At 69.4% G+C, this 24,438-nt stretch carries 28 protein-coding genes and 2 pseudogenes; 20 read left to right on the top strand and 10 right to left on the bottom strand.

What is annotated here, in order from left to right:
• Positions 1 to 4: 4 nt before the first annotated feature.
• On the bottom strand, positions 5 to 220 hold the full coding sequence (locus tag CGZ93_RS18690) for a hypothetical protein (RefSeq protein WP_176451593.1): 216 nt from the start codon (positions 218 to 220) through the stop codon (positions 5 to 7).
• A gap of 220 nt (positions 221 to 440) precedes the next feature.
• Here CGZ93_RS18690 and CGZ93_RS01915 point away from each other — a divergent pair, with 220 nt between their 5' ends.
• Positions 441 to 1,070, top strand: a complete 630-nt coding sequence (locus CGZ93_RS01915) for an NUDIX hydrolase (protein ID WP_094362438.1) — start codon at positions 441 to 443, stop codon at positions 1,068 to 1,070.
• A gap of 16 nt (positions 1,071 to 1,086) precedes the next feature.
• Here the strand turns inward: CGZ93_RS01915 and CGZ93_RS01910 are convergent, their stop codons facing one another.
• The 4 genes from CGZ93_RS01910 to CGZ93_RS18685 all read right to left on the bottom strand — a co-directional run bounded on the left by CGZ93_RS01910 (position 1,087) and on the right by CGZ93_RS18685 (position 4,620).
• On the bottom strand, positions 1,087 to 3,177 hold the full coding sequence (locus tag CGZ93_RS01910; protein WP_094362437.1) for a heavy metal translocating P-type ATPase: 2,091 nt from the start codon (positions 3,175 to 3,177) through the stop codon (positions 1,087 to 1,089).
• Positions 3,178 to 3,204: 27 nt separating this feature from the next.
• Entirely contained in the window at positions 3,205 to 3,795 is a 591-nt protein-coding gene (locus CGZ93_RS01905) for a YdhK family protein (RefSeq protein WP_094362436.1), read from the bottom strand.
• Positions 3,796 to 3,887: 92 nt separating this feature from the next.
• The gene (locus CGZ93_RS01900) at positions 3,888 to 4,451 is read right to left on the bottom strand and encodes an NUDIX hydrolase (RefSeq protein ID WP_094362435.1); all 564 of its coding nucleotides are present in this window, start codon (positions 4,449 to 4,451) and stop codon (positions 3,888 to 3,890) included.
• A 10-nt stretch (positions 4,452 to 4,461) separates the two neighbouring features.
• On the bottom strand, positions 4,462 to 4,620 hold the full coding sequence (locus tag CGZ93_RS18685; protein ID WP_176451592.1) for a hypothetical protein: 159 nt from the start codon (positions 4,618 to 4,620) through the stop codon (positions 4,462 to 4,464).
• Positions 4,621 to 4,677: 57 nt separating this feature from the next.
• On the opposite strand from CGZ93_RS18685, the gene CGZ93_RS01895 reads away from it, so the two are divergent.
• Genes CGZ93_RS01895 through CGZ93_RS19995 form a run of 3 tightly spaced genes read left to right on the top strand, consistent with a single transcriptional unit; the run spans position 4,678 to position 6,396 of the window.
• The gene (locus CGZ93_RS01895; protein ID WP_094362434.1) at positions 4,678 to 5,475 is read left to right on the top strand and encodes a hypothetical protein; all 798 of its coding nucleotides are present in this window, start codon (positions 4,678 to 4,680) and stop codon (positions 5,473 to 5,475) included.
• 46 nt (positions 5,476 to 5,521) lie between these two features.
• Positions 5,522 to 6,013, top strand: coding sequence for a hypothetical protein (locus CGZ93_RS01890; RefSeq protein ID WP_094362433.1), 492 nt, complete (start codon positions 5,522 to 5,524; stop codon positions 6,011 to 6,013).
• Positions 5,911 to 6,396, top strand: a complete 486-nt coding sequence (locus tag CGZ93_RS19995; RefSeq protein ID WP_407643911.1) for a putative quinol monooxygenase — start codon at positions 5,911 to 5,913, stop codon at positions 6,394 to 6,396. Before CGZ93_RS01890 ends, CGZ93_RS19995 begins: the two co-directional genes overlap by 103 nt.
• Here CGZ93_RS19995 and CGZ93_RS01880 read toward each other — a convergent pair.
• Positions 6,311 to 7,285 (bottom strand): pirin family protein, encoded by a 975-nt coding sequence (locus CGZ93_RS01880; protein WP_094362432.1) that lies wholly within the window; start codon positions 7,283 to 7,285, stop codon positions 6,311 to 6,313. The two genes, CGZ93_RS19995 and CGZ93_RS01880, sit on opposite strands and share 86 nt — an antisense overlap.
• Before the next feature lie 163 nt (positions 7,286 to 7,448).
• Positions 7,449 to 8,267: a helix-turn-helix domain-containing protein gene (locus CGZ93_RS01875; protein ID WP_229117126.1), complete on the bottom strand. Its 819-nt coding sequence runs from the start codon at positions 8,265 to 8,267 to the stop codon at positions 7,449 to 7,451.
• Positions 8,268 to 8,318: 51 nt separating this feature from the next.
• Here CGZ93_RS01875 and CGZ93_RS01870 point away from each other — a divergent pair, with 51 nt between their 5' ends.
• Positions 8,319 to 8,876, top strand: a complete 558-nt coding sequence (locus CGZ93_RS01870; RefSeq protein WP_094362431.1) for a TIGR03086 family metal-binding protein — start codon at positions 8,319 to 8,321, stop codon at positions 8,874 to 8,876.
• A 108-nt stretch (positions 8,877 to 8,984) separates the two neighbouring features.
• Here the strand turns inward: CGZ93_RS01870 and rocD are convergent.
• Positions 8,985 to 10,081: pseudogene (rocD, locus tag CGZ93_RS01865) on the bottom strand (ornithine--oxo-acid transaminase).
• Positions 10,082 to 10,260: 179 nt separating this feature from the next.
• Between rocD and CGZ93_RS01860 the strand changes: the two are divergent.
• The 12 genes and pseudogenes from CGZ93_RS01860 (at position 10,261) to CGZ93_RS01815 (ending at position 18,601) form a co-directional block, all read left to right on the top strand.
• Positions 10,261 to 11,961: a fumarate hydratase gene (locus CGZ93_RS01860; RefSeq protein ID WP_094362582.1), complete on the top strand. Its 1,701-nt coding sequence runs from the start codon at positions 10,261 to 10,263 to the stop codon at positions 11,959 to 11,961.
• A 336-nt stretch (positions 11,962 to 12,297) separates the two neighbouring features.
• Positions 12,298 to 12,483, top strand: a complete 186-nt coding sequence (locus CGZ93_RS01855) for a hypothetical protein (protein WP_094362430.1) — start codon at positions 12,298 to 12,300, stop codon at positions 12,481 to 12,483.
• 12 nt (positions 12,484 to 12,495) lie between these two features.
• Entirely contained in the window at positions 12,496 to 12,822 is a 327-nt protein-coding gene (locus tag CGZ93_RS01850; RefSeq protein ID WP_094362429.1) for an MmcQ/YjbR family DNA-binding protein, read from the top strand.
• Positions 12,823 to 12,867: 45 nt separating this feature from the next.
• Entirely contained in the window at positions 12,868 to 14,670 is a 1,803-nt protein-coding gene (locus CGZ93_RS01845) for an AMP-dependent synthetase/ligase (protein ID WP_094362428.1), read from the top strand.
• A gap of 162 nt (positions 14,671 to 14,832) precedes the next feature.
• On the top strand, positions 14,833 to 15,123 hold the full coding sequence (gene rpsF / locus CGZ93_RS01840) for a 30S ribosomal protein S6 (RefSeq protein WP_094362427.1): 291 nt from the start codon (positions 14,833 to 14,835) through the stop codon (positions 15,121 to 15,123).
• Between the two features lie 103 nt (positions 15,124 to 15,226).
• Complete coding sequence (locus CGZ93_RS01835; RefSeq protein ID WP_094362426.1) at positions 15,227 to 15,808, top strand: single-stranded DNA-binding protein; 582 nt, start codon at positions 15,227 to 15,229, stop codon at positions 15,806 to 15,808.
• A 124-nt stretch (positions 15,809 to 15,932) separates the two neighbouring features.
• A complete protein-coding gene (gene rpsR / locus CGZ93_RS01830) occupies positions 15,933 to 16,169 on the top strand; it encodes a 30S ribosomal protein S18 (protein ID WP_094362425.1) in 237 nt (78 codons plus the stop codon).
• A 14-nt stretch (positions 16,170 to 16,183) separates the two neighbouring features.
• The gene (gene rplI / locus CGZ93_RS01825; protein ID WP_094362424.1) at positions 16,184 to 16,630 is read left to right on the top strand and encodes a 50S ribosomal protein L9; all 447 of its coding nucleotides are present in this window, start codon (positions 16,184 to 16,186) and stop codon (positions 16,628 to 16,630) included.
• A 140-nt stretch (positions 16,631 to 16,770) separates the two neighbouring features.
• Positions 16,771 to 16,962, top strand: a pseudogene (locus tag CGZ93_RS19990) (hypothetical protein); the annotation flags it as partial.
• Between the two features lie 40 nt (positions 16,963 to 17,002).
• The gene (locus CGZ93_RS18680) at positions 17,003 to 17,161 is read left to right on the top strand and encodes a hypothetical protein (protein ID WP_176451591.1); all 159 of its coding nucleotides are present in this window, start codon (positions 17,003 to 17,005) and stop codon (positions 17,159 to 17,161) included.
• Between the two features lie 139 nt (positions 17,162 to 17,300).
• A complete protein-coding gene (locus tag CGZ93_RS01820; RefSeq protein ID WP_094362423.1) occupies positions 17,301 to 18,236 on the top strand; it encodes a hypothetical protein in 936 nt (311 codons plus the stop codon).
• Positions 18,230 to 18,601 carry a GntR family transcriptional regulator gene (locus tag CGZ93_RS01815; RefSeq protein ID WP_094362422.1) on the top strand — a complete coding sequence of 124 codons (372 nt, stop codon included), beginning with the start codon at positions 18,230 to 18,232 and terminating at the stop codon, positions 18,599 to 18,601. The genes CGZ93_RS01820 and CGZ93_RS01815 overlap by 7 nt, the downstream gene beginning before the upstream one ends.
• 22 nt (positions 18,602 to 18,623) lie before the next feature.
• Here CGZ93_RS01815 and CGZ93_RS01810 read toward each other — a convergent pair whose 3' ends face one another.
• Together CGZ93_RS01810 and argE are read right to left on the bottom strand one after the other, a co-directional pair.
• Positions 18,624 to 19,895 carry an MFS transporter gene (locus tag CGZ93_RS01810; RefSeq protein ID WP_094362421.1) on the bottom strand — a complete coding sequence of 424 codons (1,272 nt, stop codon included), beginning with the start codon at positions 19,893 to 19,895 and terminating at the stop codon, positions 18,624 to 18,626.
• Complete coding sequence (gene argE / locus CGZ93_RS01805; RefSeq protein WP_094362581.1) at positions 19,892 to 21,085, bottom strand: acetylornithine deacetylase; 1,194 nt, start codon at positions 21,083 to 21,085, stop codon at positions 19,892 to 19,894. Before argE ends, CGZ93_RS01810 begins: the two co-directional genes overlap by 4 nt.
• A gap of 189 nt (positions 21,086 to 21,274) precedes the next feature.
• Here argE and CGZ93_RS01800 point away from each other — a divergent pair, with 189 nt between their 5' ends.
• From CGZ93_RS01800 to CGZ93_RS01790, 3 genes are all read left to right on the top strand, one after another.
• A complete protein-coding gene (locus tag CGZ93_RS01800) occupies positions 21,275 to 22,624 on the top strand; it encodes an FAD-dependent oxidoreductase (protein WP_094362420.1) in 1,350 nt (449 codons plus the stop codon).
• Positions 22,625 to 22,665: 41 nt separating this feature from the next.
• Positions 22,666 to 23,340, top strand: coding sequence for a pyridoxamine 5'-phosphate oxidase family protein (locus CGZ93_RS01795; RefSeq protein ID WP_229117125.1), 675 nt, complete (start codon positions 22,666 to 22,668; stop codon positions 23,338 to 23,340).
• A 152-nt stretch (positions 23,341 to 23,492) separates the two neighbouring features.
• Positions 23,493 to 24,431 (top strand): transporter substrate-binding domain-containing protein, encoded by a 939-nt coding sequence (locus tag CGZ93_RS01790; protein ID WP_094362419.1) that lies wholly within the window; start codon positions 23,493 to 23,495, stop codon positions 24,429 to 24,431.
• Positions 24,432 to 24,438 lie beyond the last annotated feature (7 nt).

Genomic DNA, 24,438 nt, shown 5'->3' with positions numbered 1-24,438 from the left:
CTGTTCAGGCGGCGGTGTTCGGCACCCAGATCCGGGTGTGGCTGGGAAAGTCCTCGGGCTCGTCGTCGTCCGCCTCATCATCGGCCGGCGGCACCATGCCCAGGAACTCGAGCGGCACCATGCCCAGGAACTCGAAACGCCACCACCCGTTGACCTGCGCTGCATCGGAGCACTCGTAGGCGGCCAGGGGACTGCCCTGACTGGGCAGGTTCACCGGCATCGAGATGCGCGATCCGGTCAGCGGCCGACCGGAGAGCGCGGGCGGCAGGTCGGCGGTGCGGAACCCGTCATAGGGGCCGCCGACAAACTGGCAGAGCAGGCTGGGGTTGAGGTTGGGGTTCTTGGCTCGTCCTTCCTTTCAGTTGATTAACGGGGAGTTGAGTTAAATCAAGGATGCACCCGATTCGCTATTTGCGCAAGTCCCGTCTAATGTCTCTGGCATGGCGTACCGGGACAGTCACGGCAGGACCCTCGAGGACTACCCGCGCCCCTCGGTGGCGGTGGACACCGCCGTGCTCACGCTGAGCGACGACGCGTTGGCGGTGCTGCTGGTGCCGGGAGACACGGGCGGCTGGTGCCTGCCGGGCACCTTCCTCCATCAGGGGGAGGCACTCGCCGACGCGGTACGCCGCAGCCTGGCCGCCAAGGCGGGGGTGCGCGGGCTCGAGCCGCAGCAGTTGCACGTGTTCGACGCCCCTGATCGCGACGATCGCGGGTGGGTGCTGTCGGTGGCGCACCTGGACACGATCCCCGCGGTTCGGGTGCCGGCCGGCGTACGCGTGGTGCCGGTCGCCGACCTGCCGCCGCTGCCCTACGACCACGCCGCCATCGTCGACCGCGCGGTGGCCACCCTGCGGGCCGACTACCGGGAGCACCCCGATCCGGCCGGACTCCTTGCCACACAGGAATTCACGGTGCGGGACCTGCGTCGGCTGCACGAGGCGGTGCTCGGTGAGCGACTGGTCCCCGACACCTTCCGGCGCACCATGCTGCCCGGTCTGGCGCCGACGGGCGAGGTACGCCGCGGCGGTCGCGGCAAGCCGGCCGAACTCTATCGACGCCTCGGCTGACACTGTCGAGCGGAGATCAGCCGGGCGACAGGACGGAGCGGGCGCTGGCCGCGGGGGTGAGGTCGATCCGGCGCAGCAGCTGCGCGTTGGCGGCGACGACGATGGTGGACAGCGACATCAGAATCGCCCCCACCGACATCGGGAGCAGGAACCCGATCGGCGCGAGGACTCCCGCCGCGAGCGGAACGGAGATCAGGTTGTAGCCGGCGGCCCACCACAGGTTCTGCTTCATCTTCCGATACGCGGCCCTGGACAGCTGGATGACCGACAGCACGGATCGTGGGTCGGAGCTGGCCAGGATCACCCCGGCCGAGGCGATCGCGACGTCGGTGCCCGCCCCGATGGCGATGCCGACGTCCGCCTGGGCGAGCGCCGGGGCGTCGTTGACGCCGTCGCCCACCATGGCAACCGTCCGACCCTCCTGCTGCAGCTCGACGACCTTGGCGGACTTGTCCTCCGGGCGTACGCCGGCGAAGACGCGGTCGATGCCCAGCTCGGCGCCGACCTTGTACGCGACGGCCTCGGCGTCACCGGTGACCATCACGACCTGGACGCCGAGCCGGTGCAACGCGTCGACGGCCTCGCGGGCCTGCGGCCGGATCTGGTCGGCGAGCCGGAGACCGCCGATCACCCGGCCGTCGCGGACCACGTGCAGGATGATCGCACCTTCCTCGCGCCAGCTCTGCGCGGCGCCGACCTCGGGCTGTCCGACCTCCTCGAGCAGGCGTGGTCCGCCGACGCGGATCTGGTGACCCGTGATGGTTGCGGTGACGCCGACCGCCGGTGCGGACGAGAACCCGGTCGCCGCCTCGAGCGGCAGTCCCCGTTCCCGGGCGACCGCGACGATGGCCCGGGCCAGGGGGTGCTCGCTGTCGGCCTCGGCCGAGGCGGCCAGCGCGAGGACGGCATCCTCAGCCAGGTCGCCGAGTGCCGCGATGCCGGTGACGGTCGGCTCGCCCCTGGTCAGGGTGCCGGTCTTGTCGAACAGCACGGTGTCGACCTGACGCATCGACTCGAGTGCGAGCCGGTCCCGGACCAGTACGCCGCCGCGGGCGGCGCGTTCGGTGGCGATGGACACCACCAGCGGGATGGCCAGGCCCAGCGCGTGGGGGCAGGCGATCACCAGCACGGTGATGGTGCGAACCACCGCGGAGTCCGGGATTCCGGCGAGGCTCCAGGCGATCGCGGTGATCACGGCGGCGCCGAGCGCGAACCAGAACAGCCAGGCCGCCGCCCGGTCGGCGATGCGCTGGGCCCGCGAGGTCGAGCCCTGCGCCTCGGCGACCAGGCGGTTGATGCCCGCCAGCGCGGTGTCGTCGCCGGTGGCCGTGATCCGCACCCGCAGCCCGGAATCGGTGGCGACCGTGCCCGCGACCACGGTGTCGCCCTCACCACGGACCACCGGGCGCGACTCCCCGGTGATCATGGACTCGTCCAGCTCGGCGCGGCCAGCCACCACCCGGCCGTCCGCCGGAACGCTGCCGCCGGGGCGTACCACCACCAGGTCACCCACCCGCAGCGCGGCCGGTTCCACGCGGACGATCTCGTCGCCCTCGACGCGCTCGGCCTCGTCCGGCAGCAGGGCGGCGAGGGAGTCTAGCGCGGAGGTGGTCTGGGCGAGGGAGCGCATCTCGATCCAGTGCCCCAGCAGCATGATCACGATCAGCAGCGCCAGCTCCCACCAGAACTCGAGCTCGTGGTGCACGATCCCGAGGGTGGCCGCCCAGGAGGCGAAGAAGGCCACCGTGATCGCGAGCGCGATCAGCAGCATCATCCCGGGTTGGCGGGCCCTGAGCTCGCTCCAGGCACCGGTCAGGAACGGCCGACCACCCCAGGCGTACATCACGGTGCCCAGGATCGGTGCGATCCAGCCGGCCCAGCCGGCCACGGAATATCCAACGAGCATGGCAAACATCGGAGAGGTGGCGATCACCGGGACGGCCAGCACGAGGTTGATCCAGAACAGTCGACGGAACTGTCCCACGTGATCCCCGTGGCCCCCGTGGTGATCATGACCGCCATGCTGATCATGGTGATCGTGACCGGTGGGTTCCTCGTGCGGCACCACCTCTGTGTGTTGATGGTGCTGCTGGTGCGGATCGGTCATGGTTCTTCTTTCCCTCGCGAGATCCGGTCAGGAGCCCGGCTGCAGTTCGCTCTCGACGACCCACTTGTGGTTGGTCATGGTCATGCCGTCGGCGGTGTAGTCGACCATGTAGACCGTCTGGTCGGTCGAACTGGCGATGGTGGCCCGGGCGCCCTCCATGCCCTTCATGTGCGCGGCCTGGAGGGTGACCTCGGCCCCGTTGGCGAGGCGCTGGGCGCCGGCGTCCCGGATCTCCTGCTGGACGACCCACTTGTGGTCCTTGACCGGCGGGCCGCCGGTGGTGGGGGTGTAGTCCACCGCGTAGGTGAAGGTGCGGTACGCCCCGACGACGCGGCCCTTCGCCCCGTTCATCCCAGGCATGTGGTCGGCGGTGATTCGCACGGTGGTTCCCGCCGGATATTTCGGTGAGGTCGCCTTCTCGATGCCGGCCGGCGCGGGACCGCCGTCCATCGGGTGCTCCATGCCGCCGGTGCCATGGCCCTGGTGGTTCCCGGTCGGCTGGGGATGCCCCTGGGGTTGGTTGTCGGCGGTGCACCCGCCGAGCAGCAGCGCCATCCCGGCCGCGCCGGACGCGATTGCCAGCAGGGGGGTTCCTCTGCGATCTCCGGTTCGTCTCATGGGCGATACTCTATACCCGTAGAGGGTATGAACTCAAGACGATCGTCGGCGTGTACGCCCGTTCGCCCGTTGGTGTCGGCCGACCGGTCCGATCAGGGCCGGGGCCACACCACTTCGCCGTAGTGCACGCCGAAGGAGCCGGTACGCCGGTCGGCGACGTAGTGCTCCAGGGTCTGGATCACCGTCAGAAACGCCAGCTCGCCCCACGGGAGCTCATCGACGTGGAACAGCTGGCACTCGATGGTCTCCGGGCCTGGGTCGAGGTCGAGATCGGCGAGGCGTACCCGCCAATAGAGGTGCACCTGTTGGGCGTACACCACGTCGAGCACGGTGAACAGACCGTCCACGTGCACCCGGGCGCCGGCCTCCTCCCAGGTCTCGCGCAGCGCGCCGTCGAGGGCGGTCTCACCGGCCTCAAGGAACCCGGCCGGGAGGGTCCAGAATCCCTTGCGTGGTTCAATGTTTCGCCGGCACAGCAGCACCTGCTCCCCGGTCTCACCCCACACCGGCACCGTGCCGACCACGTTTATCGGGTTCACATAGTCGATGAACCCGCAGTTCGGGCAGACCGCTCGCTCCCGGTCCTCCATCGGCGGCACGGCGCGCTGCATCGCGTGCCCGCAGGTGCGGCAGAAGGCGGCTTCGGGTCTGGCCATGCGGGGGAGTCTAGGAGGGATCGCGGCCGTCGTTCTCCGCGGCCACCTTCAGCTGGGCGAGGCCCTTCTCGAAATCCTTGCCGAGCATCTTGTCCATGTTGAACACCTTGGCGAACAGCGCGGCGAGCGACCGGCCGCGACCAGACCCGGCCGCATAGTCTCCCCTCATGCAGATCGATCGACTTGACCACCTGGTCCGCACGGTGGCGGACCTGTCGGCGACCCCGTGCTGAGTCGGCTGGTTGCGGCGGCGGCGATGGTGCTGCTGATCGGGTGTACGCCGGCCCCGTCGACCGCCTCCGACCCCACGGGCCAGGCGCCCCCGGCCGCCGGCGGCCAGGCCGCCGACGATCGGTCCCCACGCCGGTTCACCGACCAGGCCGGGACCACCTCCGAATACCGGGTCTTCGCCCGCGGCGTACGCCAACCGGCCGGGTTGCTGCTGTTCTTCCACGGCGACGGCGCCTGGGAGGCGGAGCCGGCACGCTCGGGTGCGCTCGGCGGCGCCAGCGGGATCGTCGAGCAGGCCCGGCGCCGCGATTTCGTCACGGTGCTGGTGCGGACCCCCGACACAAGCAGCGGCACCTGGTGGCGCAACGGACCGGCGAACGCGCAGTGGAGTGCGGAGCTGATGGGTGAGCTGCAGCGCCACCATGCGATCGACCGCGACCGGATCTGGCTGGTCGGCTATTCCGGCGGCGCGCACTTCGTCGCCCGGCAGCTGCTGCCGCGGCACTCGCAGCTGATCGACGGGGGCGGGGCGGTGCTGTTCTCGGGGGGTGGCCCGCCGGCCGGGGGCACCCAGCTCAACCCGCGGCTGCGCGACACCTTCCGGATGCACTTCTACGTCGGCGCCGACGACACGAACACCGCCGGCCGGCTCAACTCGGTCACCACCGCCGAGTCGGGCGAGCGCTGGTACGCCGCCGCCGGGATCCGGACCAGCCACGAGTTCCCACCCGGGGTCGGGCACGACCTGGGCGACCGGCCGGGCCCGGTGCTGGCCCGGCAGCTCGATGGCTGATTCCCAACCCCTTGTTGGGGTTGCCATGTAATGATGTAATCACTGCATGAGTGAGATCCAGAACTGGCTGTCCGGACGCCTGCCGGACGCCTGGTTCCGCGAGGAACCGACCGTGACCGTCGACCGCGAGGAGATCATCGTGGTCGGCACCCTGCCCTCCGGGGCGGACGACCACGAGGCCTTCGAGGCGCGCGACGAGGGGCGGATCGCCCGCTTTCGCGAGGAGACCCGCGAGGCGCGGATGCAGATCGCCGACGAGGCCGAGGAACGGTATGGCCGCAAGGTCGCCTGGGGAGCCACCTCCGGTGAGGTGACCGCCCTGTTCACTCACCTGGCCGTGCCGGTGATGACCCGACTGCGCCAGCCCGAGCGCAAGGTGCTGGACACCCTGGTCGCCTCCGGCGTGGCCCGCTCCCGCTCCGACGCGCTCGCCTGGTGCGTACGCCTGGTCGGCCGCAACGAGCAGGAGTGGATCGACCGACTCCAGGAAGCCCTGAAGTCGGTCGAGCGGGCGCGCGCCGAAGGGCCTGCGGCGTGATCGTCGAGTACATCCGCTATCGGGTCGAACCGGCGCTGTCCGACGCCCTGGTGCAGGCGTACGTCGATGCCGCACCGATCCTGGCCGAGGCGCCGAACTCGCTGGGTTACGACATCGCCCGCTGTGTCGAGGAACCCGGGGTGGTGGTCGTCCGGATGCGATGGGACTCGGCCGAGGGGCACCTCAAGGGGGTTTCGCGGCAGCGCGCAGTTCCGGCAGTTCTTCGTCCTGGTCCGCCCCTTCGTCGATGCGATCGAGGAGATGCGGCACTACGAACCGGTTCTCGGCGCGGAGTGATCAACGCCGCCCGTGATAGGGCCGCAGGGCGCCCGCCGGGACCTGACCGAACTTCCCGGACTGGAAGTCCTCGACCGCGGCGATGATCTCGTCGCGGGTGTTCATCACAAACGGTCCGTAGTGCACCACCGGCTCGTTGATCGGCCGTCCGCCGAGCAGCACCAGCTCCAGCGCCGGCGACTTCGAGTCCTGGGAATACGAAGCGGTGAACGAGATCCGGTCGCCGTCTGCCAGCGCGACGAGGTTGCCCTCGCTGATCGGCCGCTCGTCGGAACCGACGGTTCCCCGCCCCGACAGCACGTACGCCAGCGCGTTGAAGTCATGCCGCCAGGGCAGCGACAGCCGGGCCCCGGGCTGCACCGTGGCGTGCGCCATCGTGATCGGCGTGTGCGTCGCTCCCGGACCGGCGTGCCCGTCGATCTCGCCGGCGATGATCCGCACCAGCGCCCCGGCGTCGGCCGAGGCGACCAGTCCCACCCGATCCCCGGTCAGGTTCTGATAGCGCGGCGCGAGGAACTTGTCGGTGCGCGGCAGGTTCACCCACAGCTGGATGCCGTGGAAGGTGCCACCGGAATCGACCAGCTCGGCCGGCGGGGTCTCGATGTGCAGCACTCCCGAACCGGCGGTCATCCACTGGGTGGCGCCGTTCTCGATCATCCCGCCGCCACCGTGGCTGTCCTGGTGCTGGAAGCGGCCGTCGATGATGTAGGTGACGGTCTCGAAACCGCGGTGCGGATGCCAGTCGGTGCCCCGCGGCTCGCCGGGGGCGTACTCCACCTCGCCCAGCTGGTCCATGTGGATGAACGGGTCGAGCAGGCGCGCGCTCACTCCGGCGAAGGCCCGGCGGACCGGGAATCCCTCGCCCTCGAAGCCGCTCGGTCCGCGGGTGAGCGAGACCACGCGGCGCTCGGACTCCCCCGGGCGCGCGGTGCTCAGGCGGGGCAGGGTCATCGTGTCGGCGGTGACGGCAGGCATTTCATCCTCCTGTTTGGCAGGCTACGCCGAGACTAACTGTTGAGGTTTCAACTTTATTCCCCCGGGGCTCGGAATGATCATGACCAGATCGGGACTGTTCCTGCAATATGCGAAAATATGTACGAATCGGTCAGGATCATTTCGGCCGGACCGGGAGGGTCACTCAGGCCCGTCGCATCCGCACGAACTCACCGGGTGACCAGCCGGTCGCGGTCTTGAAGTCGCGCGAGAAGTGGGCCTGGTCGGCATATCCGAGGTCGGCGGCCACCTCCGCGAGCGAGCCGACGCCCTGACCGAGGCGGTCGGCGGCCTCGTGCAGCCGACGCCGGCGGATCAGCCACAGCGGGCTCAGCCCGATCCGCCGGCCGAGCAACCGCTGCAGCGTACGCTCGCCGAGGCCGAAGGTCGCGCACAGCTCGGTGACCGTGCGCAGCCGCTCGTCGGACTCGATCCGGTCCATGATCGCGTTGACCAGCTCCGACTCGTCATCGAGCGGCAGCAGCGGCTCCAGCCGGTCCTCGAACAGGGCCCGTCCGGCGGCGTGCGCGTCCGGGTCGTCCGGATCGTTGGCCATCAGCGCCCGCAGCCGCTCGGTCACCCCGGCGAACAGCGGCACCCGGTCCAGCTCGATGAAGGTGTCGGTCAGCGCCGACACCGGCCCGTCCAGCAACAACGCTCCCGCGGCCGGGGTGAACATCACCCCGAACCCCCACGCCTTGCCCTCCAGCACCGTCTGGGACAGGCCGCGGCTCGGTCCGCCGAAACGCGAGTACGCCGGGGTGGTGATGGCGAGGCAGATCGGATACTGCAGCACCTTCTGCACCGACTGCTCCCCGGCCGGGACCTGCCAGACGGGGATCCAGTACCGGCGGATGAGTCCGGCGAGCTCGGCCGTGGGCGGGTAGCGGTGGATGGTGAAGCTGGCATCCCGCGGATCGCGCAGGTGGGCCCGTTCGATGTCGTCGGAGCGTCGCGGCTGCACTGTCGGAAATTATCAATACCGCGGCCGCGCCCGCCGCTTAGCGTGCCGGACATGAGCGAAACACAGCAGCAGACCGATGCCCAGACGAACTGGCGCACCACCGCCGACCCGTTCACCGCCGTCGTCGAGACGGTGACCGACTGGTCAGCGGCCACCCCGTGCGCGGGCTGGTCCGCGGCCGACCTGCTCGACCACGTGATCGACACCGAGCGGGACTTCCTGACCCGCCAGCAGCTCGACCTCCCCGAGGCCACCGCCGACGACCCCGCCGAACGGTGGCGGCGGCACGAGGCCGGCGTACGCCAGCTGCTCGCCGATCCCGCGGTGGCCGAGAAGTCCTATGACGGGTTCTTCGGACCGACCACCATCGGCGCCACCCTGGCCGACTTTTATGGCTTCGACCTGATCCTGCACCGCTGGGACCTGGCCGCCTCCCAGGGGCGGCAGGAGCGGTTCAGCGAGGCGGAGCTGGAGGCGGCCGAGGCCGCCTGCGACGGGTTCGGCGACCACGCGTACGCCCCGGGGATCTTCGGACCACCGGTCGAGGTGGGCGAGGACGCCAGCCGGCAGGACCGGCTGCTCGCCCGGACGGGCCGCAAACCGCGCTGAACCGACCACCGGTGCTGACCCGCCCTGGTCACCGAGTGCCACTCAACCTGATTCTGGGCCCGAAAGCGGGGCTCCGTGGCCGTTGAGTGGCACTCCATGACCAGCTGCTCAGAGCGAGTCCGCCAGCGCCGGCAGCAGCAGCTTCACGTCAGCGTCGGAGGCGACCAGCGGCGGCGCGAGCCGGATCGTCGACCCGTGGGTGTCCTTGGCGAGCACCCCCCGCTCGAGCAGCCGCTCGCACAGCTGGCGGCCGGTCATCAACGCCGTGCCGACGTCGACCCCGGCCCAGGCACCGCGCACCCTGACCCCGACCACCCCACGATCGCTGAGCGCAGCGAGACCTTCGGCCAGGCGTACGCCGATCGCGCGGGAGCGCTGCTGGAAGGTGCCCTCGGCGAGCATCGCCACCACCTCGGTGCCGATCGCGCACGCCAGCGGGTTGCCGCCGAAGGTGGAGCCGTGCGAGCCGGGGTGATCACCCCGAGCACGTCCCGGTCCGCGGCGATCGCCGACACCGGATAGAGGCCCCCGCCGAGCGCCTTGCCGAGCACGTAGACGTCGGGCACCACCTGCTCGTGGTCGCAGGCGAAGGTCTCCCCGGTGCGCGCCAGCCCGGACTGGATCTCGTCGGCGACCATCAGCACTCCGCGCTCGGTGCACAGCTCGCGCACCTGGCGCAGATAGCCCTCCGGCGGGATCGCCACCCCGCCCTCGCCCTGGATCGGCTCGAGCAGCACCGCGACCGTGGTGTCGTCGATCGCCGCGGCCAGCGCCCCGGCGTCCCCATGGCCGACCGAACGGAAACCCCCGGTGTACGGCCCGTAGTGATCATGGGCCACGGCGTCGTCGGAGAAGCTGATGATGGTCGTGGTACGCCCGTGGAAGTTGCCGCGCATGGTGATCATGGTCGCCCGGTCCTCGGGTACGCCCTTCACCTGATAACCCCAGCGCCGGCTGACCCTGATCGCCGTCTCCACCGCCTCGGCGCCGGAGTTCATCGGCAGCATCAGCTGCTTGCCGGTCAACCCGGTGAGCGCCTCGGCGAACGCCCCGAACCGGTCGTTGTGGAACGCGCGGCTGGTCAGCGTCAACCGCCGCAGCTGCTCGGTCGCGACCGCCACCAGCCGCGGGTTGCAGTGCCCGAAGTTCAACGCCGAATAGCCGGCCAGGCAGTCCAGGTAGCGCCGCCCCTCGACGTCGGTCACCCAGGCCCCCTCGCCGCGACTCAGCACCACCGGCAACGGGTGGTAGTTGTGCGCGCCGAACCGCTCGCTGGTGTCGATGTGCTGGGTGGTCCGTTCGGGGTGGCGATTCTCCAGTCCCCATTGAACGCCAGATCGGTGCAGGTGGAAGGATGGACGGCGAGTCGCACAAGGAGGAGCAGATGAGCGAGTTCGCCTATGAGGACCTGCTGCCGGTGGAGTCGTTCGGCACCGACGACACCCGATGGCGCAAGCTGTCCGATCAGGGGGTCAGCACCGTTGAGGGCCCCGACGGCGCCAGCTTCCTGAAGGTCGATCCCGAGGCGTTGACGCTGCTGTCGGAGACGGCGATGCACGACATCGCGCACTATCTGCGCCCGGCCCACCTGACCCAGCTGGCGAAGATCATGGACGACCCCGAGGCGTCCAACAACGACAAGTTCGTCGCCCTCGACCTGCTCAAGAACGCCAACATCGCCGCCGGCGGGGTGCTGCCGATGTGCCAGGACACCGGCACTGCGATCATCATGGGCAAGCGCGGCCAGCACGTGCTCACCCCCGGCGTCGACGAGGAGCCGCTGGCCCGCGGGGTCTACAACGCCTACACCCGGCTCAACCTGCGCTATTCGCAGAACGCGCCGGTCACCTTCTTCGAGGAGAAGAACACCGGCTCCAACCTGCCGGCGCAGATCGAGTTGTACGCCGACACCGCCAAGGGCCACGAGCAGGCGTACAAGTTCCTGTTCATGGCCAAGGGCGGCGGCTCGGCCAACAAGAGCTACCTCTACCAAGAGACCAAGGCGATCCTGAACCCGGATCGCATCATGTCCTTCCTGGAGGAGAAGATCCGCTCCCTCGGCACCGCCGCCTGCCCGCCCTACCACCTGGCGATCGTGGTCGGCGGCACCTCGGCGGAGTTCGCGCTGAAGGCCGCCAAATACGCCTCCGCGAAATATCTGGACACCCTGCCCACCACCGGGGATGCGAAGACCGCCCGCGGCTTTCGCGACCTCGAGATGGAGGAGCGGGTGCTCGAGCTGACCCGCACCCTCGGCATCGGCGCCCAGTTCGGCGGCAAGTACTTCTGCCACGACGTGCGGGTGGTACGCCTGCCGCGGCACGGGGCGTCGCTGCCGGTGGCGATCGCCGTCTCCTGCTCCGCCGACCGGCAGTGCCTGGGCAAGATCACCCCCGAGGGCGTGTTCATCGAGCAGCTCGAGTTCGAGCCGGCGCACTACCTGCCCGACACCGTCGCCGACGACCTCGGCGGCGAGGTGGTCGACATCGACCTGACCCGGCCGATGGACGACGTGCTCGCCGAGCTCACCAAGCACCCCGTCAAGACCCGGCTCAGCCTCACCGGCACGCTGATCGTCGCCCGCGACATCGCCCACGCCAAGATCAAGGAGCGGCTCGACGCCGGCGAGGAGATACCCGACTATCTGAAGAACCACCCGGTCTACTACGCCGGCCCGGCGAAGACCCCCGAGGGGATGGCGTCGGGCTCGTTCGGCCCGACCACCGCCGGGCGGATGGACTCCTACGTGGACCAGTTCCAGGCCGCCGGCGGCTCGAAAGTCATGCTGGCCAAGGGAAACCGGTCCAAGCAGGTCACCGACGCCTGCGCCGCGCACGGCGGCTTCTATCTCGGCTCGATCGGCGGACCGGCCGCCCGGTTGGCGCAGGACTGCATCAAGAAGGTCGAGGTCGTCGAATACGAGGAGCTCGGCATGGAGGCGGTCTGGAAGATCGAGGTCGAGGACTTCCCCGCGTTCATCGTGGTGGACGACAAGGGCAACGACTTCTTCGCCTCGGTCGCCAAGCCGGTGGCGATGACGATCTCGGTACGCCCGGACATCGACTCGGCGCCCGCCAACTCCTGACCCGGCAAGCGAAAGGGCCTCAGCAGTGCGCTGCGGCCCTTTCGGTCGGGCGCTCGTCCCCAACGAGTCGGCCCAGGATCGCGACGTAGACAACGACCCGGATCTGCCCCAGCACCCCCGATTCCGGTTTGTGCCACGGAGAGGCGTGCCGGACAGGGGAAAGGCGTCGTCTCTTGGGGCATAAGTCGGGCGTCGCTGGGTAGCGCGAACCGAACCGGTAGTACGGGCCAGGCCGGGTTGGACGAGCCAGACGGGGTGGTACGGGCCAGACGGGGTGGTACGGGCCAGACGGGGAAGTACAAAGGGGACGATGATGGAGCGGTTTCGGACCGGGCTGTGCACGCCCACCACCGAGGCCAGCCCCATGCCGAGCGGGCCGAGTGCCGGCTCGCGGAAGCCCAACTGCGGGACGCCATCCGTGGCCGCACGCTGGCCACCGTGCTGCTCAACCGCGCCGACGGGGAAGGGGTGCGCCGCGACTTCGTGCTCCCGGAGCCACTCGCCGCCCCGGCTCAGGCCTGACAGGATGGGGTCGTGGACTTCGCAGCGTACGCCCTGGGCAAGCCCGGCGCCTGGCCGGACGAGCCCTGGAAGGGTGACCGCGTCGCCAAGGTGGGGGACAAGATCTTCGCGTTCCTGGGGAGCGACAGCATCGGACTCAAGTGCGGAGCCAGCCGCGAGGAGGCCGACGAGTGGCTGCACCGCTACCCGGACCAGGCGTCGGTGATGGCCTACATCGGGCGGCACGGGTGGAACACCATCGAGCTGACGGGCATCCCCGACGAGGAGATCGCCGAGGGGATCGACCTGTCCTACGACCTGGTGGTCGCCAAGCTGCCACGCTCGAAGCGACCAACCTGATCGGAGTCGCTAGCGTGGTCCGGTAGCCAACGGCGAGAGGGAGTCATGTCTGTGAGTCATCTGGGCCAGCTGCTCACCGCGTCGGTGGCGGCGCATCCCGATCGTCCCGCGTTGCGGGTACGCCGCGGCGACGACTGGGTGGTGACCACCTACGCCGAGCTCGGCGCCCAGGTGGCGACCGTCGCCGAGGCGCTGCTGCGGCTCGGCGTACGCCACGGCGACCGCGTCGCCATCTTCTCCGCCAACCGGCCGGAGTGGACCGTCGCCGACCTGGCCACCCTGCTGATCGGCGGGGTCGTCGTGCCGGTCTATCAGACCTCCACCCCCCGACAGGCCCGGCACGTGCTCGGTGACGCCGGGGTGCGGGTGGCGTTCGTCGGCGGGGCCGCGGAGTTGGAGCGGGTGACCTCGGTGCGCGAAGAGCTGCCGGCGCTGGAGCAGGTGATCAGCTTCGATCCGGTGGCTTCGACAGGCTCAGCCGACGGGGCTTCGCCAGGCTCAGCCGACGTGGTGGCGTGGGATGAGCTGATCACCGCCGCCCCGGTGAAGGACCCCGAACTGGAGCAGCGGATGGCCGCGGTCACCGGCTCCGACCTGGCCACCATCATCTACACCTCCGGCACCACGGGCGACCCCAAGGGTGCGATGCTCACCCACCAGGCGTTCTGCTTCGAGATCGACGCGGTCCGCGAGCTGTTCGAGATCGGACCCGAGGATCACAGCCTCTGCTTCCTGCCGCTGGCGCACGCCCTCGAGCGGGCGTGGACGTTCGTAGTGCTGCGCAGCGGTGCGATGAACACCTATCTGGCGGACGCGAAGACCGTGGCGGAGGCGCTGCCGCAGACCCGACCGACTCTGATGGTCTCGGTACCGCGGCTCTATGAACGCGTGTACGCCATCGCCCACCAGCGTGCGGCCAGCTCGCCGGCCAAACGGCGAATCTTCGACTGGGCGCTGGGTGTGGGTGCCCGGGCCCAGGCGGCGGATCGGGTCTCCGGTCGGCTGCGGGCGGAGCTGCGGCTGGCCGACCGGCTGGTGCTGTCGGGGATCCGTGAGGCGCTGGGCGGTCAGAAGAAGGTGCTCGCCAGCGGCGGCGCGCCGTTGCGCCGCGAGGTGGAGGAGTTCTTCCACGCCGCCGGGATGCTGATCAGTCAGGGTTACGGGCTGACCGAGGCGGCTCCGTTGATCTCGTTCAACTCACCAAGCGCCTTCCGTTTCGGCACGGTCGGGCGCGTGGTCGCTGGCGGGGAGCTGCGGATCGCCGCCGACGGTGAGATCTGCTATCGCGGACCGAACGTGATGAACGGCTACTGGAACCGCCCCGACGCCAGCGGCGAGGCGGTGGTCGACGGGTGGCTGCACACCGGTGATATCGGCCAGATCGACGACGACGGGTTCCTGCGGATCACCGACCGGAAGAAGGACCTGTTGGTCACCGCCGGCGGCAAGAACGTCGCGCCGGGGCCGATCGAGTCCGAGCTGGCCGCCGATCCGCTGATCGAGTTCGCCGTGCTGCTCGGTGACAACCGGCCCTGCCTCACCGCCCTGCTCTGGCCCTCGGCCGACGAGGTGCGCAGCTGGGCGTCCTCGGCGGGGGTCGGGGTCGACGGGTCCGCACCGCACCGCAGCCCCGAGCTGCTGGAGGAGCTGCGGCGGCGGGTGGCGGCGGTGTCCGAGCAGCTGGCGCATCACGAGAAGATCCGCGAGGTGGCCGTGCTGCCCGAGGAACCGACGATGGAGAACGGTCTCGTCACGCCCACGCTGAAACTGAAGCGCCGGGCCGTGGAGGAGCGGTTCGGCGACCTGGTGGAGGAGTTGTACGCCAAGGTCGCCAACCGGCGCCGCTGAGGCGTACCGGTCTGGAAGGTGCGTGGATTCGCTCGCGGCGCCCACGTCGGCATAGAATGCTCCCTTGTGCCGGTGCTCACCGACGGGTACCGGCCGGCATAGCGCCCTCCTGCCACGGGACCGACCCGTGGCCGCTCAGACCAGAGGAGGTGGAGTTCGCGTATGCGCAAGTACGAAGTCATGGTCATCGTCAACCCTGAGGTGGACGAGCGTCAGGTCACTCCGATGTTGGAGAAGTATCTGCAGATCATCACCAAGGGCGGCGGCACCGTCGACAACTTCGATCTGTGGGGCAAGCGTCGTCTCGCCTACGAGATCCAGAAGAAGCCCGAAGGCATCTATGTGGTGGTCAACCTGACCGCCAAGCCCGAGGACGTCAAGGAGCTGGACCGCCAGTTCGGCATCAACGAGCAGATCATGCGGACGAAGGTGCTGCGGCCCGAGCTGCACTGATCACGCAAGCTGCAGGGACCTGTGGACAGTGCCCTTACGCCCGTCAGTGCTGACTGGCAGGCTGGGCACGAACACATCAACCGATCCTGATCCGGAGACGAACATGGCAGGCGAAACCATCATCACCCTCGTCGGAAACCTCACCGGCGACCCCGAACTGCGCTTCACCCCTTCGGGGGCCGCGGTGGCCAACTTCACGGTGGCCTCCACGCCGCGCAACTTCGACCGACAGACCAACGAGTGGCGTGACGGTGACGCGATGTTCATCGGCTGCTCGGTCTGGCGTCAGGCGGCGGAGAACGTCGCCGAGTCGTTGGCCAAGGGCATGCGGGTGATCGTCCAGGGGCGACTCAAGTCGCGCTCCTACGAGACCCGTGAGGGTGAGCGTCGCACCGTCTTCGAGATCGACGTCGACGAGGTCGGCCCCGCGCTGAAGTACGCCACCGCCAAGGTCACCAAGACCGGTGGCGGCGGAGGCGGCGGCTACGGCGGCGGTCAGGGTGGTGGCCAGGGTGGCTACGGCGGGGGTCAGCAGTCCTCCGGCGGTGGCTACGGTGGCGGCAACCAGGGCGGATCCCAGGGTGGCCAGCAGGCCAACGACCCCTGGGGCGGCGGTGGCGGCAACAACCGTTCGCAGGGATCGGACCCGTGGGCCTCGCAGCAGAGTGAAGAACCTCCGTTCTGATGAACACGATGGCTGAGCCTGTCTAAGCCACTCGTATGTTGGCTGAGCCTGTCGAAGCCATCCCAGTAACAACCCAAGGCACATTCCGGCATCACGCCGGGCTCATCACGTAAGGAGCACCACAATGGCCGCATCGCGAAAGCCGATGAAGCCCAAGAAGGCTGTCCCGGTCAAGTCGACCCGCATCGACAAGGTCGACTACAAGGACATCAACACCCTCCGCAAGTTCATCTCGGAGCGGGGCAAGATCCGCGCCCGCCGGGTGACCGGTCTGTCCGTGCAGGACCAGCGCCGGGTCGCCACCGCGATCAAGAACGCGCGCGAGGTCGCCCTGCTGCCCTACGCCTCCACGGCTCGCTGAGAAAGGACACCAGCATGAAGCTCATCCTGACCGCTGCCGTGGACAACCTCGGCATCGCCGGTGACATCGTCGAGGTGAAGGACGGCTACGGCCGCAACTTCCTGCTGCCCCGCGGCTTCGCCATCCGGTGGACCCGTGGCGCGGAGAAGCAGATCGACGGCATCAAGCGGGCGCGCGACGCCCGCGAGGTGCGCAACCTCGACCACGCCCAGGAACTGCGCACCCAGCTCGAGGGCCTGACCGTCGAGCTGCCGGTGAACGCCGGCGACAACGGCAAGCTGTTCGGTGCCGTGACCGCCGCGTCGATCGCCACCGCGATCAAGAAGGCGGGCGGTCCCAACGTGGACAAGCGCGCCGTCGAGATCACCAAGCCGATCAAGACCACCGGCGCCCACACCGTCGGTGTGAAGCTGCACGACGCCGTGACCGCGCACCTGCCGGTCCAGGTCGTCGCCGCCTGACGCAGGCGTACAAACGGCCGGTCTCCCCATCGCGGGGCGACCGGCCGTTTCTTTGTGCCCAGGCTCACGTAGCCGGACAGGCAATACTCCACATCACCAACCGCGACATCGGCGCGATCTACCTGGATTCCGAGGACCAGATGACCACCTCGGTCAACCCCTATGGCCGCAGCATCAGTCAGGCGTCCGCGGGGGCCTGGAAGGCCCCGGTCGGCACCGACATGTGCAAGTCCGGCGCCACCTCGGGCATCACCTGCGGCGAGGTCACCGGCTACAACGCGTCGGTCACCTACTCCGACGAGCAGGGCCGCACCGTCGCGCGCGTCTCCGGCCTGGGTACCAGCACCGTGTGCACCGCCGCCGGTGACTCGGGTGGGGCGTACGTCTCCCGGCGGCTATGCGGTGGGGATGACCTCCGGTGGCCCGGCCACCCAGCGCTGCACGTTCAACGGCGGCTACCTGTCCGGGGAGTCGTCCTATTTCCAGCCGGTCACCGATGCCTTGAACTACTACGGCCTGACCTACAACTGACCAACCTCACCCACCCCCAGGACCTCCCGTTCCCCTCGCCCCGGGGAACCCCGAGCCGCGGGGCGAGGTCATCTCCAGGGTTGCGTGACCAGGTTTGTATCAGTACATTGAATGTATTGCTACGAAGTTGGGAGATGTCATGGAGATCTCGATCTGGCTGCCGATCTCGGCCGGACTGCTCGCCTCACTGGCGCCGATCACCCAGGGCGGGCTGCGCAAGATCGACGAGAAGCGATTCGCGAAATATGCCCGGGCCCGCCGGTTGCCGCTGCCGGACCAGCTGCGGATGCTCGTCCTGCAGCGGATCAGCCGCCGCGAACGAATGGCGATGATCTGCGGTGGCGCGGGCATGCTGGTCGGACTGGCGCTGGCCCTGGTGCTCGGCCGCCTCGCTCCCGAGCGCACCGGTGGGCTGGGCGCGCTGATCATGTGCGGATTGGCCCTTGGCGGCAGCCTGGGCGGTTTCGTTGCAGCGCTGCGTACGCCCCAGCTGGCCTCCGACGCGCCGAGGGTCGCCCGCTCGGTGCAGACCGACGTGCGTGACTATCAGACCCGCGGCGAACGGGTCGCCTTCGCCCTGGCTCCGGTGAGCATCCTGCTCGGCCTGGGCACCGCCTGGCTGATCTGGGCCCTGCTGCCCACCCGACCCGAGGACCACCTGCTGCTGATGACCGTCGCAACGGCCGTCTCGCTGGTGCTGCTCGCCGGCTGGGCGCTGCTGATAGCCTCCGCCCGGCTGCTGGTGCAGCGCCCGCAACGAGCCCGCGATGACCTCGAGCTCGCCTGGGACGACGCCGACCGTACCGATGCCCTGCGCGGGCTGACCGACAACGGCATCGCCGCCGGGATGATCGCCCCGTTCGTCAGCCTGATCGTGGCCGGAGGACTGGTGGTCCCCCCGCAGGTCCGTGCGGGCAGCGAGAACCTGACCCTGCAGCTCGGCATCGCGGCCCTGGTCGTCGGGCTGATCTGCTGGGCGATCCTGCTGGTGCCCTATCTGAGCGGCCGGTTCACCGCCAACCCGTCGCTGAAGCTGTGGCGCGGCGCCGGCTTCAAGGAGCCGGCCCCGTGCTGAGGATCGACCCGAGCAGCGGCGTACCCCCCTATGAACAGCTGCGTGGCCAACTGCTGGAGCAGATGCGCTCGGGTGCGCTGCCGCCGGGGTCGCGTCTGCCCGCGGTACGCCGGCTGGCCAGCGATCTCGGGCTGGCGCCGAACACCGTGGCGCGCACCTATCGGGAGCTGGAGGCCGCCGGCTTCGTCCGCACGGCCGGCCGAAACGGCACCGTCGTCGCCGAGCCGAACGACGGGCCCGATGTGGCGGGGCGGGCGCTGCAGCTGTCCATGGAGTACGCCAGCGCCATGCGCGCGCTCGGACTCGGCCTCGAGTCGGCCAGCCAATACCTGCGGCGCGGGTACGCCGAGTTGGGGGCACGGTGAGCGCCGCGACCCCGCGCGTGAGTCAGCGCTGGGCGTACGTCTTGCGCGCCATCGTCACGCCGATCAGGGCGAGCAGGCAGCACGCCGAGTAGTAGAAGCCCGGCACCGTCTTCATCCCGGTGGCGTTGACCAGTGCGGTCAGGATCAGTGGGGCGAAACCGCCGAAGATGGCGACCCCGAGGCTGTAGGCGATGGTCATCCCCGAGCTGCGCACCTGCACCGGGAACAGCTCTGACAACAGCGAGGGCATCGGCGCGAAGTAGAGGCACATGAAGATTCCGACGATCACCTCGCACACCGTGAGCACCGCGATCGACGGGAAACTCTGCAGCAGCAGGAACAGCGGCCACCCGGCGATCACGCCGCCCACCGCGGCGGGGATCATGATCGTCGTCGCACCGACCCGGTCGGCCAGTCGTCCCACGAAAGGGGAGCCGATGAACGTGATCACCCCGGCCACGACGGCGCCGGGGAATGCTGCCCACGCAGGAAGTCCGAGGCCCTTGGCGAAGCTCGGCAGGTAGGTGATCAGATAGACCGAGATGGTGGCCATGGCGATCACCAGGAAGGCGGCGAGCAGGCGTCCGCCGTAGGTGCCGAAGAGCAGTTTGAGCGGGGCGTGGTGCTTCTCGGCGGCCTCGAACTCGGGGGTGTCGGTCATCTTCGTGCGGACGTACCAGCCCACGGGGCCGATCAGCAGGCCGATCCCGAACGCGATCCGCCAGCCCCAGCCGGTCAGCGCGCCCGGGCTGAGCACCGACGACAGCAGCCAGCTGATCCCGGCGGCCATGAACATCGACACACCCTGGGTGGCCACCTGCCAGGAGGCGTAATAGGCCTTGCCCCGCTTGGCGTTCTCGGTGAGGAAGGCGGTCGCGCTGCCGAACTCGCCACCGGCGCTGATGCCCTGGATGATCCGAGCGATCGCCAGGATGATCGGGGCGGCGATGCCGAGGGTGGCATAACCGGGCAGCACCACGATGATGAACACCCCCAGCGTCATCAGCCCGATGGTCAGGCTGAGCGCCGCCTTGCGGCCGTGGGTGTCGGCGTAGTTGCCGATCAGCACCGCGCCCAGCGGGCGGACCACGAAGGTGATCGCGAACGTGGCCCAGGTCATCAGCTGGGCGGCGAAACTTCCACCGGGATAGAAAACGGTGGCGATCGTGGTGGCCATGAAGCCGAAGAGCACGACGTCGTACCACTCCAGCGCGTTGCCGAGCGAGGCGGCGACCACCGCCTTTCTGGCCCGCGAGGTCTCCTCTGCGGTGGCGGTGGGGGTCGTTGTGGTCATTGGTCGTCCTCGTCGTTGGGGAGGCTGAGGTGGGAGATGAGTCGGGCCACGAAGGCCTCGCAGGCGATCAGCTGGTCGAGTTCGACGAACTCGTCGGCCTTGTGCGCCTGGGCGATGTCGCCGGGGCCGCAGACGATCGTCTCGATCCCGGCGCCGGAGAACTGGCCCGCCTCGGTGCCGTAGGTGACCTTGCCCTCGGAGCGTACGCCGCCGAGCGCCTCGCCGAGGGAGCGCGTTTCGGCGTCGGCCGGGGTCTCCAGGCCGGGCACCATCGCGATCACGTCGAAGTCGACGCCGGCGCTGGGGTGCTCGGCCCGCATCTGCTGCTCGACTTCGCGGGCGTACGCCTCGATCCGGTCCATGGTGGCCTGCGCGTCGAGCTCGCCCAGCCCGCGGAACTCGAACTCCACCGAGCATCTCTCCGGCACCGTGTTGCCGGCGATGCCGCCGTGCACGATGTTGGTGGACAGGGTGCTGTGGGTGACCGGGTACGCCTCATCGAACGGCCCGTTGTCACGCCAGTCGTCGGCGATACCACGCAGGAAGCAGATGAAGCGGGCGGCGTACTCGATGGAGTTCACCCCCTCGGGGGTCAACGAGGAGTGCGCGGCCCGGCCGCGGAAGGTGACCCGGGTCAGGTTGATCGACTTGTGCCCGCGGATCACCTGCATGCTGGTCGGCTCGCCCACGATGCAGGCGCGCGGGGACAGCCCGGCGTCGGCGATGTCTTTGACGATCTGCTCTCCGCCGAGGCAACCGACCTCCTCGTCATAGGAGATCGCCAGGTGGATCGGCTCGCGCAGCTCGGCGGCCACCATCTCCGGCAGCGCCGCCACCGCCACCGCGATGAACCCCTTCATGTCGCAGGTGCCGCGGCCATAGAGCCGGCCGTCGCGGATCTCGGGCCGGAAAGGGTCGGAGTGCCAGTCCTGGTTGTCGGTCGGCACCACGTCGGAGTGCCCGGAGAGCACCACCCCGCCGCTGGTGGAGCCGTCGGCCGAGGGCACGGTGATCAGCAGGTTCGCCTTGCCCGCCTGAGTGCTCGGACAGATCCGCGGTTTCAGGCCGAGCCGCCGCGCCTCCTCGGCGATCGCGTCGATCACCGGCAGGTTGGAGTTGCGGCTGGTGGTGTCGGCCGACACCAGCCGAATCACCCAGTCGAGCGAGCGGGGCGCGTTGGCAACAGGCATGATCACCTGTATACAACGCGGGTTGCCGCGCGGTCAGCACCTTCCAGGTAACGATCTGTGGTCAGGATCGGTGCCGGGCTGTGCTCAACTCCGGCGTCGCACCGTTGACAAGGGCACCGGGCTGCTGGTGAATGGGCTTCGACAGGCTCAGCCGGCGGAAGGGCCGGCTGGCCGAGTTGGGAGGGCTCAATGGTGGAGCAGGGTTGGTCGGTGGCGGTGGTCGGCTCCGGCCCGAGCGGGCTGTATGCGGTGCAGGCGCTGCTCAAGCAGGAGCGGGTCGCCCGGATCGACGTGTTCGAGTCGCTGCCCGCGCCCTATGGCCTGCTGCGTTATGGCGTCGCCCCCGATCACGCGAAGACCAAGACGATCTCGCGCGCCCTGGCGCGCGCGTTCGACGACGACCGGGTGCGCTTCTTCGGCAACGTGCACGTCGGGCGGACCGTGACCAGGGAGGAACTGCTCGAGCACTACGACGCGATCGTGTACGCCACCGGTGCGCGTTATGACCGCGAGCTCGGCATTCCCGGCGAGGATCTGACCGGCAGCGTCGGCGCCGCCGACTTCGTGGCGTGGTATTCCGGGCACCCGGACGTGCCGCAGCCGGCGGATCTCACCGGTAACCAGAGCGCGGTGGTGATCGGGGCGGGCAACGTGGCCCTCGACGTGGCCCGGATCTGTCTGCAGGACAGAAAAATTCTGGAGAACACCGACATGCCGCGCTCGGTGGTGGAGGAGATCGCCTCGGCCCCGCTGAGCGAGGTGCACCTGTTGATCCGCCGCGGGCCCGAGCACGTGAAGTTCTCCCGGGTCGAGCTCGACGAGCTGCTCACCCTGCCCGATCTCGCGGTCGAGCTGCACGTCGATCCGGCCGAACTGGCCGAACGGACCGACCTGCCGCGCGAGGCGACGATCAACCTCAAACTGTTCCGCGAGGCGCTGGCCCGCGGCGCCGAGGAGCGCGCGGCCGGGCAGGAATCGCCCACCCGCAGCCTGCACGTGCACTTCTGGACCACCCCGATCCGGATCGAGGGAACCGACCACGTCACCGGGGTGGAGGTGGTCACCCGGCCACCGGACGGAACGGTCACCGAGGCGCGGATTCCCACCCAGGCAGCGATCCGGGCGATCGGCTATCGCGGCGAACCGGTGCCGGGACTCCCCTTCGACGAGGCCGCCTGCCTGATCCCGAACGAGGCCGGGGCGGTGTCGGCGCCCGCGGCCGAGGGGCGGGAGTTCGTCACCGGCTGGATCAAGCGGGGACCGACCGGGGTGATCGGCACCAACCGGGGTGACGCCTCCGAAACCGTGCAGACGCTGGTCGAGCGGCTGGGGCGTACGCCGCAGGCCGAGTCGCGCGGTGACATCGCCGAGCTGCTGGCCGAGCGTGGGGCGACCACCGTGGACTGGTCGGAGTGGAACCTGATCGAGGAGGCGGAGAAGGCGCTCGGCAGCGAGCACGGGGCCCACACCGTCAAGCTCGCCCAGCGCGATGAGCTGCTCCAGGCGGCCGGGAAACTGGTCTCCGAATCGGAGGCATAGTGGCCTTGCTCGGGCCCCGCTGAGTCGACAGGATCGGTAGCATGAACCGATCTGTGGACCGGGTGAACCGTCACCCCGAGCGCGCTCGCCACGAGCGCCAGGACCTGTACGCCGTGCTGGATGCCGAGCACAACATCGGCACCCTGAGCACCGTCGTGGACGGCCGACCGTGGGTGGTGCCGATGCTCTATGGCCGGGTGGGGGATCGGATCTTCATGCACGGCTCGACCGGTGCCGGCGCGCTGCGTCACGTGGCAGCCGGTGCACCCGCGGCCCTGTGCGTGGCCCACATCGACGGGTGGGTCTATGCGCACACCCTGTTCGACTCCAGCGCCAACTATCGCTCGGCGGTCGTGCACGGGGAACTGCAACTGCTGCAGGGGGAGGAGGCCGCCGAGGCGCTCACCCAGCTCTCGGAGTGCATGATGCCCGGCCGCTCGGCCGAGGTGCCCACCCACACCCGCAAGCAGCTCGCCGCCACCCAGTGCCTGGCGCTGGACATCACCGACGGACGCTGGACGGTCAAGGTGCGCAACCAGCCGCCCGGGGAGCCGCCGGCCGCCGACAACGCCGATCCGCGGTTGTGGACCGGGGTGCTGCCGATCGTCTCGCGCTATCGCCAGCCCGAGCCGTCCCCCTATCTGGCCGAGGACATTCCGGTGTCCCCGTCGGTCACCAGCTACATCGACGAATCGGGGCACGGCCCGGCGCTGTGAGTCGAGCGGCCCGGCAGGTCACGCCCGGATATCGATTGCGGGTGCGGGGTACTGGTTTGCGGAGTGGGTGCATTCCGGTCTTGCTGCGACGCTGACCAGAAGAGTGGGGTGGAGCCACCGGCAGGGACCTGCCGCCGCACCAGGAGGTCACCATGTTCCGCATCCGTCGCATCAGCACCGCTCTCGTCTCCCTGGTCCTGCTCGGCGCGACCGCCTGCTCGTCCGGGGACGGCGGGGTCCAGGCCGCGGCCGGTGGCCAACCGGGCGGCGGGTCCCCAGACACCCTGCCGGCCGGCGCTCAGATCGACCCGGTGACCAAGAACCAGGCGGCGGCGGACAAGCTCTCGCCCACCGTGCGGCAGAAGGGCGAGCTGGTGATCGCGATGACCGAGCACACCCCGCCCTCGGGCTTCGTCGGCCAGGATGGCAGGACGGTGGTCGGGGTGGACGCAGACATGGCCGTTCTGCTGGGTCAGGCGCTCGGGGTGCGGGTCAAGCCGGTGGGCACCTCCTTCGATCAGATCATCCCGGGAATCGCCGCCGGGAAGTACGACCTGACGATCGCCGCGATGTCCCCGACCAAGCAGCGGATGGAAGTGCTCGACTTCGTCGACTACTTCCGCACCGGGACCAACCTGGCGACCAAACCGGGCAACCCGAAGAAGCTGACGCTGAACACCCTGTGTGGACAGCAGATCGCGGTGCTGAAGGGATCGGTACAGGAGGGCAAGATCGTGCCCGGTTACAACGAGGCGTGCACCAAGGCGGGTCAGTCGGCCATCGTGGTGAACTCCTTCCCCGACCAGCAGGCGACCATCCTGGCCCTCACCTCCGGGCGGGTCGACGCTGTGGTGCAGTCGGCACCCCCGGTCGCCTGGGCCAAGAAGCAGGGTGCGCCGATCGAGCTGGGCAAGCAGGACACCTGGACCACGGTGGCCCTGGGCGTGAAGAAGGACTCGGGCAACCTGGAGGCGATCCAGCTGGCCACCCAGGCGGTGCTGCAGAGCCCGTCCTACAAGCAGGTGTTGGCCAAGTGGGGTGTCGACGAACACGCCGTCAGCGAAGCCAAGGTCAACAACGTCACCTACTGAGGGGATC

Origin of the sequence: Enemella dayhoffiae (genome assembly GCF_002250625.1) — a bacterium.
GTDB lineage: Bacteria > Actinomycetota > Actinomycetes > Propionibacteriales > Propionibacteriaceae > Enemella > Enemella dayhoffiae.
Note: the sequence above shows the minus strand (reverse complement) of the source record. Positions and strands in the feature narration are given on the sequence as shown.

What these genes read in the sequence shown, in the direction of transcription:
- rpsR (WP_094362425.1), top strand. Translation starts at nt 15,933, where the DNA reads ATGGCCGCATCGCGAAAGCCGATGAAGCCCAAGAAGGCTGTCCCGGTC.
- CGZ93_RS01900 (WP_094362435.1), bottom strand. Translation starts at nt 4,451, where the DNA reads ATGGCCAGACCCGAAGCCGCCTTCTGCCGCACCTGCGGGCACGCGATG.
- rplI (WP_094362424.1), top strand. Translation starts at nt 16,184, where the DNA reads ATGAAGCTCATCCTGACCGCTGCCGTGGACAACCTCGGCATCGCCGGT.
- CGZ93_RS01845 (WP_094362428.1), top strand. Translation starts at nt 12,868, where the DNA reads ATGTCTGTGAGTCATCTGGGCCAGCTGCTCACCGCGTCGGTGGCGGCG.
- CGZ93_RS18685 (WP_176451592.1), bottom strand. Translation starts at nt 4,620, where the DNA reads ATGAGGGGAGACTATGCGGCCGGGTCTGGTCGCGGCCGGTCGCTCGCC.
- CGZ93_RS01915 (WP_094362438.1), top strand. Translation starts at nt 441, where the DNA reads ATGGCGTACCGGGACAGTCACGGCAGGACCCTCGAGGACTACCCGCGC.
- CGZ93_RS01820 (WP_094362423.1), top strand. Translation starts at nt 17,301, where the DNA reads ATGGAGATCTCGATCTGGCTGCCGATCTCGGCCGGACTGCTCGCCTCA.
- CGZ93_RS01790 (WP_094362419.1), top strand. Translation starts at nt 23,493, where the DNA reads ATGTTCCGCATCCGTCGCATCAGCACCGCTCTCGTCTCCCTGGTCCTG.
- CGZ93_RS01910 (WP_094362437.1), bottom strand. Translation starts at nt 3,177, where the DNA reads ATGACCGATCCGCACCAGCAGCACCATCAACACACAGAGGTGGTGCCG.
- CGZ93_RS01835 (WP_094362426.1), top strand. Translation starts at nt 15,227, where the DNA reads ATGGCAGGCGAAACCATCATCACCCTCGTCGGAAACCTCACCGGCGAC.
- argE (WP_094362581.1), bottom strand. Translation starts at nt 21,085, where the DNA reads ATGCCTGTTGCCAACGCGCCCCGCTCGCTCGACTGGGTGATTCGGCTG.
- CGZ93_RS18690 (WP_176451593.1), bottom strand. Translation starts at nt 220, where the DNA reads ATGCCGGTGAACCTGCCCAGTCAGGGCAGTCCCCTGGCCGCCTACGAG.
- CGZ93_RS01860 (WP_094362582.1), top strand. Translation starts at nt 10,261, where the DNA reads ATGAGCGAGTTCGCCTATGAGGACCTGCTGCCGGTGGAGTCGTTCGGC.
- rpsF (WP_094362427.1), top strand. Translation starts at nt 14,833, where the DNA reads ATGCGCAAGTACGAAGTCATGGTCATCGTCAACCCTGAGGTGGACGAG.
- CGZ93_RS01810 (WP_094362421.1), bottom strand. Translation starts at nt 19,895, where the DNA reads ATGACCACAACGACCCCCACCGCCACCGCAGAGGAGACCTCGCGGGCC.
- CGZ93_RS01870 (WP_094362431.1), top strand. Translation starts at nt 8,319, where the DNA reads ATGAGCGAAACACAGCAGCAGACCGATGCCCAGACGAACTGGCGCACC.
- CGZ93_RS01890 (WP_094362433.1), top strand. Translation starts at nt 5,522, where the DNA reads ATGAGTGAGATCCAGAACTGGCTGTCCGGACGCCTGCCGGACGCCTGG.
- CGZ93_RS01905 (WP_094362436.1), bottom strand. Translation starts at nt 3,795, where the DNA reads ATGAGACGAACCGGAGATCGCAGAGGAACCCCCCTGCTGGCAATCGCG.
- CGZ93_RS01880 (WP_094362432.1), bottom strand. Translation starts at nt 7,285, where the DNA reads ATGCCTGCCGTCACCGCCGACACGATGACCCTGCCCCGCCTGAGCACC.
- CGZ93_RS01800 (WP_094362420.1), top strand. Translation starts at nt 21,275, where the DNA reads ATGGTGGAGCAGGGTTGGTCGGTGGCGGTGGTCGGCTCCGGCCCGAGC.
- CGZ93_RS01795 (WP_229117125.1), top strand. Translation starts at nt 22,666, where the DNA reads ATGAACCGATCTGTGGACCGGGTGAACCGTCACCCCGAGCGCGCTCGC.